Origin of the sequence: Gleimia coleocanis DSM 15436 (genome assembly GCF_000159015.1) — a bacterium.
GTDB lineage: Bacteria > Actinomycetota > Actinomycetes > Actinomycetales > Actinomycetaceae > Gleimia > Gleimia coleocanis.
In genome coordinates this window covers 308,119-321,825 of the sequence record NZ_DS999545.1, presented here as the reverse complement: position 1 = coordinate 321,825, position 13,707 = coordinate 308,119, and the positions used below count along the sequence as shown (strand labels likewise).

The window sequence follows — 13,707 nt, the reverse complement described above, 5'->3', positions numbered from 1 at the left end:
AAAATCCACGCACCCAAGCAACGCAGCCTACAAACACAACGAAACATCCCGATATAAAACCGAATTCGTCCGAGTCCACCCCATCAAAGGAGATGACCGGTGTCTAAAGAACGACGCTCATTGACGCAAGGACAACGCTACAACCTCATCGGCTGGTGGTTCCTGCTACCTGCCGCAGCGTTAATCTTTGTAATGAACTTCTACCCCATGTTCAAAGCGTTTCTGCTCTCACTGCAAACGGGACGCGGACGCAATCTAAAATACGCAGAACCACTCTGGTCCAACTACCAGCGTCTTTTGGAAGACGAAATCTTCCTCAAGACCATGAAAAACACCTTCATCTACTTGATTATCCAGGTGCCAATCATGCTGATTCTGGCACTACTACTTGCTGTACTACTGAATAATCCAAACTTAAAATTCAAAGGACTTTGGCGTACCGCTATCTTCCTTCCCTGTGCAGTTTCCCTAGTATCCTACTCCCTGGTTTTCCGCACACTCTTCGCCACTGATGGCTTCTTTAACGACGCCCTACTGGGTATGGGGATTATCAGCACTCCTATCAACTGGCTGGGACAAACCCACACTGCTCAGTTCGCCATCATCTTAGGCCTACTCTGGCGCTGGACCGGCTTCAACATGATTTTCTTCCTCGCTGGATTGCAAAACATTGACCGTTATACTCTCGAAGCAGCCAAACTTGACGGCGCTAACGCTTGGCAAACTTTCTGGTACGTTACCGTCCCACAGCTAAAACCAATGATTCTACTAACCGCCATCATGTCCACTAACGGCACCCTGCAGCTGTTCGACGAATCTTGGAACCTCACTAAGGGCGGTCCAGCCTACTCCACCATGACCATGTCCCACTATCTCTTTGATGTTTCCTTCTTAAAGAGCCCTAACTTTGGCTACGCAGCAGCGATTTCCTACGTAATCCTAATCCTGGTAGCAGTCCTCGCATTTATCCAAATGAAGGTAGGTGATAAGCGTGACTAAGAAACTTCGTAACGCACCCGCATACATTTTCCTCACGATTTTCGCAGTTTTCTCAGTCTTCCCGCTGTACTTCATGATGGTTTCCGCAACCAACACCTCCCAGGAAGTACTCGGCTCAAAGCTCCTACCAGGCACAAACCTGCTAGAAAACTTCAATAACCTAGTAGCCCAGCAGGATTTGGGTTCAGCCCTCTACCACTCTGCTGTAAACGCGATTCTCACTACCGTCCTGTCTCTCATATTCTGCTCTTTCGCAGGATACGGCTTCGAAATCTACCATTCTAAAGGAAAAGACCGCCTCATGGCAGTACTGCTATTAGCAATGATGATTCCATTCGCAGCCACCATGATTCCACTGTTCCAGCTGTTTGCACAGAATGGTCTTATCAACTCCACTGCCGCAGTTATCCTGCCAACTATTTCTACGCCATTCCTGATTCTGCTTTTCCGTCAGGCCTCCCGTAACTTCCCACATGAAATCTTAGAAGCCGCCCGACTGGATGGCCTGTCTGAAATCGCAATTTTCGCCCGCATTTACCTGCCCACTATGCGCGCTACCTACGCGGCAGCAGCGGTTATTACTTTCATGGCTGCGTGGAATAACTTCCTCTGGCCAAAAGTTATCCTGGTAGACTCTGCCTACCAGACTATGCCGATGTTGATTTCCAACTTTTCTTCCGGCTACGTCACTGACTACGGCGCTTTAATGCTGGCAGTTTTGATTGCTTCTTTGCCAGCTATGGTTATCTTCCTAGTATTGCAGCGTGCTTTCGCCGAAGGTATTACGGGGGCAATCAAATGACCTTTACTTTAGATTGGTTACGCGAACCTACGCGTATTTTCGACAACCGTTTAGAAGCACACAGCGATCACCGTTGGTTTGTTTCTGAGGCAGAATCCCACACCAAAGTTTCTAGCTTTGACCATGACCTGAGTGGAACTTGGGATTTCCGCTACTACCCTACTTTCACGGCTTTGCCTCACCCAGAAGACTTGTCACAACTAGCCACCCTTACTGAATGGGAGCAGATTCCAGTTCCAGGTCATCTGCAGATGCACGGCTACGACCGTAATCGTTATGTGAATACCCAGTATCCGTGGGATGGTTGGGAAAACTTAGAAGTTGGGGATTTACCTTCCTTACATAACCCGGTGGGCGTTTACCGACGTCGTTTTACTCGCCCTGAACAGGTGGCGACGGATAGTCGTTTCCGCTTAGTTTTCGAGGGCGCTGAATCTGCTGTTGCTGTTTGGTTAAACGGTAAGTGGGTAGGTTATGCGACGGATGGTTTCACTCCGTCTGCTTTTGATGTCACTGACTTGCTGGTGGATGGTCAGAACACTCTGTTGGCTGTGGTGTTCATGTGGCATTCAGGATCTTGGCTGGAAGACCAGGATTTTTTCCGCTTTGCTGGTTTACACCGTCCGGTGTGGCTGCTAGAAGTTCCCGCCACACATGTTGAACACCTTACTATCCGCGCAGATTTAAACGATGATTTCACCCACGCAACAGTCAGGGTTCGTGTCGAAGGTGTCGCAGCGGAATCCATTACCGCGGTTTTGCGTAGCTCCGATACTGATTTAGAGCTTAGTTTTAATACTGACGAAAAAGTTTTCGAGGGCGCCCTCGATAATCCTCGTCTGTGGAGTGCGGAAGACCCGTTCCTTTACGACCTAACGCTAACCGTACGTAACGTAAATGGGGAAATCACTGAGGTTATCCCCCAAAAGCTAGGCGTGCGACGCTTTGAAATTAAAGACAGTCTGTTGCTGATTAACGGTCAGCGTTTAGTCTTTAAAGGCGTAAACCGCCATGAATTCGGACCTAACGGGCGGGTAGTTTCTGATGACATGACTACTCGGGATTTGCTGGCGCTAAAGAATATCGGCTGTAATGCGGTACGTACCAGCCACTACCCTAACTCGTCGCATTTATACGCTGAATGTGACCGCCTGGGCTTGTACGTCATCGACGAAATGAATTTAGAAAGCCACGGGGTTTGGGATAAGCTACGTTTCTACGGGCTACCTGATACTGAGGCAGTACCGGGCGACTTCCCCCAGTGGCTACCCACCCTGCTTGACCGTGCGAAGTCAATGCTACGCCGCGATTTGAACCATCCATCAATCATCATGTGGTCTTGTGGCAACGAATCTTACGGCGGCACTAACCTACTGGAAGTTTCTAACTACTTCCGCAGCGCTGACGATCGCCCAGTCCACTATGAGGGCACCTACTGGGACCCACGCTACACCGATACCACCGATGTACTGACTTCCATGTACGTGCCAGCAGCGGAAATCGAAGATTACTTACGTGAAAACCGTGAAAAGCCTTATATCGTCTGCGAATACGCACATGCAATGGGTAACTCTTTCGGGGCGGTAGATAAGTACTTAGATTTAGCACGACGCGAACCACTGTTCCACGGTGGTTTCATCTGGGACTTCGCCGATCAGGCGGTTTTGCTGACCGATCCGCAGGGTAAGCCTTACTGGGGTTATGGCGGTGACAGTGGCGAAGCTCCCCATGATGCTGAATTCTGTGGGAATGGTATTTTCTATGCGGATCATTCAGAGTCTACAAAGATTCCAGAAGTCCGCGCGGTTTATGCACCTTTCCACTTTGTAGTTTCTGATACGGCAGTTGAGATTTCTTCTGACCTGTTGTTTACCGCGTCAGACCAGTTTGTTTTCCGTGTTACGCTGTCAGCTGATGGCGTTGAAGTTGCTTCCGCAACTTTTGATACTGCAGTTCCTGCCTTGGGTAAGGAAACTTATCCTTTGCCTGAATCTGTACAGATTCCTGCATTTGCGCCCGAATCTGTGGAGGTAGAGTACACGCTGACAGTTTCTGCGCTTACGATCAGAGCGACTGAGTGGGCACCAGCTGGTCATGAGGTGGCTTTTGGACAGTCCTCTTTCCGTTACCTTTCAGAGGTGCTTACGTTAGTGCCAAAGCCTGGTTCAGCACCGGCACGTCAGTTGATTGTTGATTCTGCTTCAGCAGAGCGTACCAAGCTTTCTACTGCTCCGATCCAGGTTACGGGGCTGAGAGTAGTGGATGGGATTCATAATATTGGTATTCATGGGGAACGGTTCTCAATCCTGTTCTCTAAGATTTATGGTGGGCCGATTTCTTACCGTTTTGGGGAAGTTGGTCGCGGTCCGGATGATGGTCGCCAGCTGTTAGCGGTACCTCCACGTCCATGTTTTTGGCATGCCCAGACTTCTAATGAGCGTGGCTGGCAGTCTACTTTCGTTGACGGCCAGTGGTTGCTTGCCAGCCGATACGCTCGCACGCTACCTGATGCCATGCCGACTTTGACTTACTCAGATAATGCCGCGGTGGTTACTTATGTTTATGAGCTACCTACTGTGCCTGTTTCTCAAGCTGAGGTTGCTTACGCGGTTTCTGCTACTGGCCGCATAGAGGTAACCGTTGAGGTAACTCCAGGTGATGGTTTAACTGATATGCCAGAGTTTGGTGTGCTTTTGGCAGCGCCAAAGGAGCTGCAGCAAATGCACTGGTATGGTGAAGGTCCAGTTGAATGTTATGTGGATCGTCGTTTAGGTACTCGTCTGGGTATTCATGATGCGCTTGTAGCTGATCAGCAGGTACCTTATCTGCGGCCACAGGAATCCGGTAATCGTACTGGCGTGCGTTGGGTTGAAGTTGTTGATGAGAGCGGTTCTGGGTTGCGTTTTGATTGTGCTGGTAGTCTCTTTGGCATGGAGTTTGCGGCACAGCCTTATAGCCCATATGAGGTTGAGAACGCGCGACATAGCTTCGAGCTTCCTCCGGTTTCTTATACTTGGTTGCGTCCGGCGTTAATGCGTCGCGGTGTGGGTGGGGATAACTCGTGGGGTGCTCGCACGCATCCTGAGTTCTGTCTGCCAGTTGGAGTGCCGTTGCGTTTTACTTTTGCTTTCCAAGGTATTTAAAACGTTTGTCGATATGAGAATTTCGATTTTCATATCGACAAACGTTCTTTTGCTGCGCTTATGCATATGAAATCGTGCGTTGGCATGTGATTATTTATTTTCCCGAGGACGGAAAATTATGTCCTCACACGTGCGCGGATGAGTTTCGAGTTTTAAGAGGCGACTAAAAATCCGTCCTCGTCTAAAATCTGACCAGCAGTAGCTTTGGAAATCAGGTACGCGATTTTCTCTATCTCATCGCGTACCCGCGAGCGTTCTAACCGCATTGTGCGCGTGAGTGGAACATTAAAATCGCTTACGTTAAAACCGTAGCTGGTGTGTCCAGCTGGAATCCATTGAATCCCGTATTCTACGGCTTTACCATCTGGCCAGGGCTGGTGGCGGATAGCCATTGGTAGGAAATCAGTTACCTGCACGGTGACGTGCACCCGTGAGCGGTTCCCCGCGGAAGCAAGTAAAGAGTATGATTCGGGCATAGTTGTTCCAGCGTAGGCTTTTTGCACAGCTGAGCTACTTACTTCGGCGACTCTTTCGTAGAGGTTCGCTGTGATGTCCCTGGCTAAAGCTAGTTCTTCTCGGTTTTGTGTAAGCTGGGCTTCTACCGTGTCAGTGGCGTTTCCTGACGGCACTATATCTGGGAAAAGTCCTTCTAGCAGGTAGGTTAAGTCTGCGGAATCTAGCCAGCGGTTTGAGTAGACTCGCAGGTTTACCGCACTTTCAGGGTCAGGTTGTACTAGTTTCACCTGTCCGGCAACTCGAATGGCTCCTGCGAGGCGTTTTGCTATGCGACGTACTGCGTTTAATGCGCCCAGTTCATTTCCTGCTGGGTGCTCACCTGAGAATACTTGTGACCAGGTATCTTGGACACCGATGAAAACACCCGTGTCGGGCACTCTTTCAGGCGTGACGTCTAGAATCCAGGCTTGTGGTAGCTCTGCGGGTACTTCCAGGGTGGCGGTGTCATTGGCGGTGAATTTAAATGGTCCTTTTAGAGAAGCACCTTCAAATAAGAAAAGCTGTCCGGGTCCTGCCCAATGTGCGGTTGCCCAGATTGAAACTGCCAGGGCTTCCAACTCGCGTGGGTCTACGTCATCTCCTAGAAGTAGCAGGTGTGCTCCCTGCGCTTTCTCAGCCGGCAGGTATACGGCGTCTTCCCAGCGTACTTGGAAGAGGTCTACTGCAGCTACTACGTCAGTTGCTTGTAGTTCCCCTGCTTGAGTAACTGTTAGGACTGGTTCGGCATAAAAATCTGTACCGAAAAGTGAAGCGTGTAGCATCGTGGAGGTAAGTGTGTATTCAGCGCTGATGTTGGTTTCCAGGATTGGGTCTGGGACGTTTACTCCGACGGGTGCTTCTGCCGAGGGATTTTTCGCTGATTCTAGTTGCTTGATGCGTTGCGCGATAGATACACGTTGTGCTACTCGTGGCAGACTTCCAGTTTTAGGGTTCTCAATTGTCACGCCGGTTGTCCTCAGAGGCGCTGGATGGAATCGTGGTCAGTGGATTCTGGAACGTAAACGCGGTGGAAGTTCAGGTGGGAGCGGGAGGCAGTTGGGCCACGCTGCCCTTGGTAGCGGGAGCCACTTGCTCCGGAGCCGTATGGTTTTTCAGCGTCGGAGGACAGTTGGAAGAAGCATAGTTGGCCAATTTTCATGCCTGGGTAAAGCAGGATTGGCATTGTCGCGGTGTTAGATAGTTCCAGGGTGACGTGTCCGGTGAAGCCTGGGTCGATGAACCCTGCAGTAGAGTGTGTGAGCAGTCCCAAACGTCCGAGGGAGGATTTTCCTTCCAGACGAGCGGCAATTCCGTTTCCAAGAGTAACTTTTTCATAGGTTGCTCCGAGTACGAATTCTCCGGGGTGTAGTACGAATGGGCGATCGCCGGTGTCCACTAATGCGGTGAGGTCACTTTGGTCTGCTGCGGGGTCGATAACTGAGTATTTGTGGTTGTTGAAGAGTCGGAAATAGCGGTCCAAGCGCACGTCGACGCTGGCTGGCTGGATCATTTGTGGGTCCCAGGGGTCCAGCCCAATCTGGCCGTTTTCAATGTTTGCCAAAATGTCGTGGTCGCTGAGAAGCATTTTCCTGTTCCTTCTAGTTTTAGTTCTATTTTTCGGATTATTTTTGGTTTTTTCCGCGGGCAACTTTTTCACGCTCTAATTCGGTTGAGCCTTCACGGTAGGCGAATAGGTGGAGGTTTGCTCCAGAGCGTGAGGCTTTTTTACCGGCGGCTGGAACTTGCCGAACGATTACGTATTTTTCAGGAATTTTTGAAGAGAAACCTTCATTTACTCCTAGGAATCTTCCACTGCCTTGTTCGGTGAATTCAAATTGTTCAAATCCGGCTTCTATTAGGGTTTCGCGTGCTTCGATAAGTGTCATCCAAGAAACGTCGGGGACGACTCGTTGGTCTGCTTGGGTAGTTTGGTTTCCGAAATATACCCAGCCGAGCAGGGAAAGTGCGATACTACCTGAGATGATCATGAATAGGTAGTCTGCCCAATTGTGGGTTTTTATTTTCACGCAGTCTCCTTCCTTTTCGGCGGGATAGTTATGAATAGAATACCAGTCCGGCGGTTAAGTAGCTTTCCAGTATCGGAGGGCGGTTTGTCCTCGCTTTTACATCTTTGTTGTAACCGCAGGTGTGTTACCTTTTGGACGTGTCAGTAGCTTCCGCGGACTAAATATGATGTAGATACAGGCTGCTGCCATGAGCCCAGCTAAAAAGAACTTCATGACGCTGTAGTTGAGGAAATGCAGAGTATTTTCGCTGGGGTTTTCAGGATTGTAAATTACTTTGATTTCTTTACCTATTTGCGGGCAGGTGAACTGAAATTCTGTATTTTCTTGTCCTTTGGGTCCCACATAGTGTTGGTTACCTACTTTGAACTCATACTGGAGCTGACAGGTGTACTTAGAAAGCCTCTTGTAATGGTGTACTACGCGTTTCTCAGCTACGGTCACAGTGGCGTTGGTGGTTACTGTGTGAGTAGTGAAGCTTTGGTAAATCGCGTTACCCCCATTGAGGTACATAAATATGAGGGAGGCAACTAGCATACCAACCGCAGCCAGTTTAAAGAGAAAAGCTTTAGATTTCTTTGTGTTACCTGTTTGTGGATTTTCCATGTCGGTTTATTTCCTGGTCTTTATACAATATATTTCTCTTTATCGCATACTACTCTCTTCCAGTCGTATAAGAGAGCGCTGGTGCAGCCGAGTGTAAATGTCGCTAATCCTGCGCACCAAATCGCTCTCAGGAGAGAGCCATAACTGTAATAGCTCATTGTCATTTGGATTATCAGGGTTATAAACGATTTTTAAGTTTTCCTCAATGGTATTACAAGGGTTATTAATTTTTTCTTTTGAAAGTTCTCCTGACCCCTTGTAAACTCGCCCTTTTAGTTCAAACTTGTACTTTAAAACACAGTTGTATGTAGTACGTTTGCTGGTATAGATTTTTTCTGTTTTTTGAATAACTTGCGCCTGAGTGGTTTCAGAAAAAGTAAAAGACCTTACCCAAAGGTCTGTTCCTCCAGTGTAGGAAGCCCAGTATAAAAAGACAGTAGCTACTCCACAGACTAAAACCATCACCACGTAGGTTAGTAGTTCTCTAAAGTAACTTTTTTCATATCAATAGGTTACTACTGGACTATTAAAAATAAACTGCAACTTCTTTTACGTCGTTTTTTGAAGCCTGTTGATAATAACTGCGGTGAGACTTACAGCTGGAAGCATTGCGATTCCCACAACGCACGGGGATATCATCATTCTTGGTGGTTGTGTTTCCGCGGATGGTTTTCCCGTTTACTTGATACTCATATTCCACTGAACAAAAATAGATTCCTTTTCCGAGTCTTAAATAGAATAAGCTTCTATACTCATAGGATCTGATAACGACGGCTTCGGTTGCACCACTATAATGAGCTGTGTCATTGGTTTTAAAAATACCCAGATACCAGGCACTCAGAACTACAAACAGAGCTAATAGTATCGCCAAGGTGGAACTGTATATAAAGCTTTCCCGTATCTTTTTTAAGTAAGGATTACGAACCTACTTATCAACTGCGGTCCTGGAATCTGAAACCATGAATTCGCTTTCGTGTCTACGCAAGGTCTAAGCTGTTTTCCAATATAGCAACCGCCCGCAACAAGTGTGCTTCGTCTTTACCAAAAACACTTGCCTGCACGCCAATCGGTATTCCTGTAGCTGTGCATCCAAGCGGAAGGTTAATGGCCGCATCTCCAGTAACATTTGCCAGACCAGTGAAAACCACCATTGGCATTGCACGAATTAGTCCGGTGATCGCATTGCAGTTTCCCAGAACCTCTTGTTTAGGAAGTTGACAAGCAATTGTCGGGCTGAGAATCAGGTCATAGTTACGATATTTGTTAGCTAGTTTCAGGGCAAGTTTCTTTCCTTTTGCTTCTGCTTTCAGCAGCTTCCCTCGGGAAATAAAACTGCCTATCCGCACGCTCTGTCGGGAACGCTTCTCCATATACTGCGGCGAGTCTACGCGTTGAGCTTCCGCATGCAATGCAGCGAAGAATTGTGGTAAGAACGCTGGCGTGGCGTCTGGCCAAGCCCCTAAGTTCTCCACCTGATGCCCAGCTTTTTGCAGTTTTTGTTGGGTTTTTTGGAGTACTTTTTGAACTTCAGGATCAACTTTCACCAGTGGGTTGGTGAGTTTTCCGATTATTCCAATACGCAGTTGGCGTAGGTTTACTTGTTGGTAAGCGTGTGTGAGGGATTCTGAAAGCGGTTTCGCTTTCCACAAGTCAGTTTCCAAGTATCCGCTGATCACGTCATATAGTAATGCCGTGTCAGCAGTAGTTTTTGTAAGTACACCAAGAGTTCCTAAGGCTCCCCACAGGTCCGTTTCGGGAGCGACGGAAACTCGTCCACGTTGGGGTTTAAGACCTACGAGCCCACAAGCTGCGGAGGGGATACGGAGGGAGCCACCTCCGTCACCACCGACGGCTGCGGCTACGATTCCAGCGGCGACGGCCGCAGCGGAACCTCCGGAGCTCCCTCCGGTAGTGTGTCCGGGAGCTACTGGGTTACCTACGCTGCCCCAGTTGGGTGATTCCGTATAGGGGTATTGCCCAAATTCGGGCATGCGCGTAGTACCGATGATGAGTGCGCCGGCGTCTTTTAACCGTTTTACGATTTCACTGTCGATGGGACTTGGGGATTTTTGCGCACTTCCGCCGTAGGTGGTGGGCAGTCCGGCGATAGCATTTTCTGCTTTGATAGCGATGGGCACACCCGCTAAGGGCAGTTTGTGTTTTTCGTTTTTACTGAGGGAATCCAAGTGATTTGCTTGGTCGCACGCAAGTTCTGGGGTGAGTTTTTCAAATGCGTTTAGAGTACTTTTTTGAGCGTTTTCGAGGGCGGTTTCGGCAATTTCTTTCGCGGTAATTTGACCACGTTGGATTAGTTCAACGATTTCAACTACCGTCAGCGAAGCTATTTCAAACTTTTTAACACTCATGGGCTTAGTGTATCTCAAATAAAATGAGGGCGTACACCTAAATGCACGCCCAATCAATCAGACCAAAGGTTGTCACGATGGATACAAAGGCTGGGGTGGATGCAGTCCGAGCCCAGGTGGGTGCATCTTCATATGTGGGTGGGTGCATCTTTGGGCGCAGGTGGGTGCAAAGCCGAGCCGGGTGGGTGCGCCTCTAGGTGCGGACGGGTTTACATTTCGCGCGAAAACGATTCAGAGGTGCAACGGACCGGATGTCAAATTGGTGAGGTGTCATGAGAAATTATGGAGTCGGCTTGCCGACTCCAAAGGAACTCATTTATGAGGTAGTAACCGTCAACAAGTATGGAATCACCGTACGAGGTGTCCCTCGGGACTCGTCTTTTCTGGGCCTCCAGGTGCCATTTTATCCCGGAGCCCCTTCGCAACACGAAAGTTTGTGCTGGAACACGTGCCTTGGGATCGGAGCACATCACCTGCAGTAAGGTCCGAGTGGATGCAACCAATGGTTGCGGGAGAAATTTGGTTGCTTTGTAGATCGCAACCGCTGGGTGGTGGATATGCCGCGTCCTCACTGGCAAAGTGGAGAATGAACCACCGCAGGGGAATGCGATGACAGTTGTGTCTCCCGCGGCCATACTGAAAGGAGTTACTATGTCATTTCGTGAGAACCTGCAGCACCTGAGGTCCACTCGCGGCCTTACCCAGGAGCGTTTGGCTGTCCTGCTCGGGGTGTCGCGTCAGGCGATCTCCAAGTGGGAGTCGGACCGCGCCTACCCGGAGATGGACAAACTACTCACCATCTGCGATCTCTTCGGATGCACCCTTGATGAGCTGGTCACTGGGGACCTGCGTACCACAGATGCGGACACGTTGGAGGATCCTCTGGTATCACAGGCCGTGAGCCCGGTGCAGGACTACACCGGGTACGACGCACACATGCGTGGATTTGCGTGGAAGATCGCAGCCGGTATGGGTGTGATCATCGCCGGTGCGGCCTTGGCTGTACTAATCGATGGCCTGGCGGTTGGCTCCTTCAAGGACGCTGCCGAGTTCGTGCTCATTGCTCTCGGGATCGTGTGCGGACTGGCGCTGCTGGTTCCAGTCGGTCTGAGCCATGCCGCCTTCCGCAAGGAGCACCCGTACATCGAGGACTTCTACACGAGCGCTGACCGTGCCCGCGGCATCCGGGAACTCGCCGTGAGCATCGTCATCGGGATTGCCGTCATCCTCGGCGGGATCGGCCTCATGCTCCTGGGAAACGCAGTTCATGAGCGGGAGGACGGCTGGTGGACGGCTGCTGTACTGTTCGGCGCCGCCCTCGGGACGGGCTTGTTCATCTGGGGCGGTATCCGTTACTGGCGTCTCGACGTCAGCGGCTACAACAAGGAGCAGCGCCAGGAGATCGATCCAGCCCGTCGGGCTGCGAGTGCCAGGGTGGAGCGGGTGTGCGGTGTCATCATGCTGATCGCCACCATCATCGCGCTAGCCGCCCTGTTCCTCGCCGCTCCATGGGCCTCTGAACACGTGATTGCCCGCGTCATCGTGGCGAACTTTTGGCTGGCCTGGGTAATCGGCGGTCTTGCCTGCGGCATCGCCGCCCTCGTACTGAACAAGTCGCAGCCGGACGAGTCGCAGGGCCTATGAGAACCCGTGTCCAACACAGGCGGCGTATGCCTAGGCCTGGTGGTGCATCGTGATAAGCGGAACTAGCGCCCTCCTGCTGCACGGGCTAGGAGAGAACCCAGACTCATACCAGGATCTGGCCACCACCTTGGCAGAACGCCAATGGCAGGTGTCTGTGCCGAGTCTCATTGAGCCTCACGAGGTGTCGAGCTGGACACTCACCACATGTACGGATCGGATCGCAGCGAGTATGCACGGTGAGCCCACCCACGTGATCGGCCATTCACTCAGGGCTGTCATAGCCCTTGATCTTGTGCAGCGTCATCCGCACCTCATCACGTCACTGTTCCTGTCTGCGCCGCAGGCGAGGGTGCCGCAGGCGTTACTAGTGCTCCAGAAGCTCGTCATGCAACTGCTGCCTGAAGACCGGGTCGCCCTTCCCGGTCTCTCGAAAGAGGCCCTCGTGACAGTCATGGGATCGCTCACCCATCTCGATCTGCGCGACGGCCTTGAGCGCATTGATCGGCCGACGACCGTCGCATGCGGCCTGCGCGATCTTGTCAATGTGTGGGCGGCGAGAACAATCCAGACGTGTATTCCGGGTGCGGCACTGCAGCTGGTACGTGGCGCAGGACATCAGTGGATAACCCAGCGCCCTAGTCTGGCAGCAACGCTGATACAGCATCACGTCACTCGCACATCGAGCCGAGGCTGATGCCACCACTCCTTGCTAGTGCTACCGCCCTAGGCCACGTGAGACCGCGCGGACACGTTTCCAACGCGGCGACACTGGTGCCAACCTACCAAAATCAGTGCCATTCCAACGAAAAATAGTGAACATTCAAAGGTCGCGCAACTGGGTTCAGTCCACAGCAACACAATTTGTCGTATAATCCAAGGTTCACTGTTTGAGCAGCAGAGTGCAATAAGAAAAATCCCCGGAAATATTTTCCGGGGATTTTTTGAAAGGATTATTACGAGCGGGTGACGGGAATCGAACCCGCCTCTACAGCTTGGGAAGCTGTCATTCTACCGATGAACTACACCCGCATCGCTACTCAAACATCAAGTAGCTTCTCTAATCATACTCTGCTCACTTAACGGCTTCAACATCACCTCACTTAACACCGTTTTTCATCCCACTACAGCCCGGAACTAATACGTGAGAAGATTAAGACATGACCCCTTTACTGGCACCGGTAGTTGCTGCCGCCATCTTCAATCCACATGCTAAAGACCCACAGATACTTTGTGCCCAACGCGCTTACCCAGACAACCTTCGCGGAAAATGGGAGCTTCCTGGCGGAAAAGTCGAACCCGGAGAAGAATACACCACTGCGATTATGCGTGAAATCAGAGAGGAACTTCGTACAGAAATCACTCTGCATAGCCCGATACTTAATCCCGGCAGCTCAGATGGGTCTTGGCCAATTTTAAATGGGCGCGTAATGCATGTTTGGCTTGCTACTTGCACAACTGCGCCCACTCACCACGATGACCATCTAGCAATCCGCTGGTGTTCTTTTACAGAGGCTAGCCATCTTGACTGGTTAAGCCCAAACATTCCGATTATGAAAGCCGCCTTCCAGGTCTTAACAGAAGCTAAGAGAACTAATTCCCTAAGACCGCTAGGTAATCTTTAGGACTTC

At 50.5% G+C, this 13,707-nt stretch carries 12 protein-coding genes and 1 tRNA gene; 6 read left to right on the top strand and 7 right to left on the bottom strand.

What is annotated here, in order from left to right:
* Positions 1-99 precede the first annotated feature (99 nt).
* Genes HMPREF0044_RS06315 through lacZ form a run of 3 tightly spaced genes read left to right on the top strand, consistent with a single transcriptional unit; the run spans position 100 to position 4,944 of the window.
* Positions 100-999 carry a carbohydrate ABC transporter permease gene (locus HMPREF0044_RS06315; RefSeq protein WP_006547301.1) on the top strand — a complete coding sequence of 300 codons (900 nt, stop codon included), beginning with the start codon at positions 100-102 and terminating at the stop codon, positions 997-999.
* Positions 992-1,801, top strand: a complete 810-nt coding sequence (locus HMPREF0044_RS06310; RefSeq protein ID WP_006547300.1) for a carbohydrate ABC transporter permease — start codon at positions 992-994, stop codon at positions 1,799-1,801. The genes HMPREF0044_RS06315 and HMPREF0044_RS06310 overlap by 8 nt, the downstream gene beginning before the upstream one ends.
* Complete coding sequence (gene lacZ / locus HMPREF0044_RS06305) at positions 1,798-4,944, top strand: beta-galactosidase, LacZ type (protein WP_006547299.1); 3,147 nt, start codon at positions 1,798-1,800, stop codon at positions 4,942-4,944. Before HMPREF0044_RS06310 ends, lacZ begins: the two co-directional genes overlap by 4 nt.
* Positions 4,945-5,096: 152 nt before the next feature.
* Here lacZ and HMPREF0044_RS06300 read toward each other — a convergent pair whose 3' ends face one another.
* From HMPREF0044_RS06300 to HMPREF0044_RS06275, 6 genes are all read right to left on the bottom strand, one after another.
* Positions 5,097-6,404 (bottom strand): hypothetical protein, encoded by a 1,308-nt coding sequence (locus HMPREF0044_RS06300; protein WP_006547298.1) that lies wholly within the window; start codon positions 6,402-6,404, stop codon positions 5,097-5,099.
* 11 nt (positions 6,405-6,415) lie between these two features.
* A complete protein-coding gene (gene dcd, locus HMPREF0044_RS06295) occupies positions 6,416-7,024 on the bottom strand; it encodes a dCTP deaminase (RefSeq protein ID WP_006547297.1) in 609 nt (202 codons plus the stop codon).
* A gap of 37 nt (positions 7,025-7,061) precedes the next feature.
* Positions 7,062-7,466, bottom strand: a complete 405-nt coding sequence (locus HMPREF0044_RS06290; RefSeq protein WP_006547296.1) for a PASTA domain-containing protein — start codon at positions 7,464-7,466, stop codon at positions 7,062-7,064.
* A 96-nt stretch (positions 7,467-7,562) separates the two neighbouring features.
* A complete protein-coding gene (locus tag HMPREF0044_RS06285) occupies positions 7,563-8,069 on the bottom strand; it encodes a DUF3592 domain-containing protein (protein ID WP_006547295.1) in 507 nt (168 codons plus the stop codon).
* Positions 8,070-8,108: 39 nt separating this feature from the next.
* Entirely contained in the window at positions 8,109-8,534 is a 426-nt protein-coding gene (locus tag HMPREF0044_RS06280; RefSeq protein WP_158027173.1) for a DUF3592 domain-containing protein, read from the bottom strand.
* Between the two features lie 512 nt (positions 8,535-9,046).
* Positions 9,047-10,435 (bottom strand): amidase family protein, encoded by a 1,389-nt coding sequence (locus HMPREF0044_RS06275; protein WP_006547292.1) that lies wholly within the window; start codon positions 10,433-10,435, stop codon positions 9,047-9,049.
* A gap of 651 nt (positions 10,436-11,086) precedes the next feature.
* Between HMPREF0044_RS06275 and HMPREF0044_RS06270 the strand changes: the two genes are divergently transcribed.
* Entirely contained in the window at positions 11,087-12,079 is a 993-nt protein-coding gene (locus HMPREF0044_RS06270) for a helix-turn-helix domain-containing protein (RefSeq protein ID WP_040313183.1), read from the top strand.
* A 49-nt stretch (positions 12,080-12,128) separates the two neighbouring features.
* On the top strand, positions 12,129-12,773 hold the full coding sequence (locus HMPREF0044_RS06265; RefSeq protein ID WP_006547290.1) for an alpha/beta fold hydrolase: 645 nt from the start codon (positions 12,129-12,131) through the stop codon (positions 12,771-12,773).
* 264 nt (positions 12,774-13,037) lie between these two features.
* Here the strand turns inward: HMPREF0044_RS06265 and HMPREF0044_RS06260 are convergent.
* Positions 13,038-13,108 (bottom strand) — tRNA-Gly (locus tag HMPREF0044_RS06260).
* A gap of 128 nt (positions 13,109-13,236) precedes the next feature.
* Here HMPREF0044_RS06260 and HMPREF0044_RS06255 point away from each other — a divergent pair.
* Positions 13,237-13,701 carry a (deoxy)nucleoside triphosphate pyrophosphohydrolase gene (locus HMPREF0044_RS06255; protein WP_006547289.1) on the top strand — a complete coding sequence of 155 codons (465 nt, stop codon included), beginning with the start codon at positions 13,237-13,239 and terminating at the stop codon, positions 13,699-13,701.
* Positions 13,702-13,707: the final 6 nt, after the last annotated feature.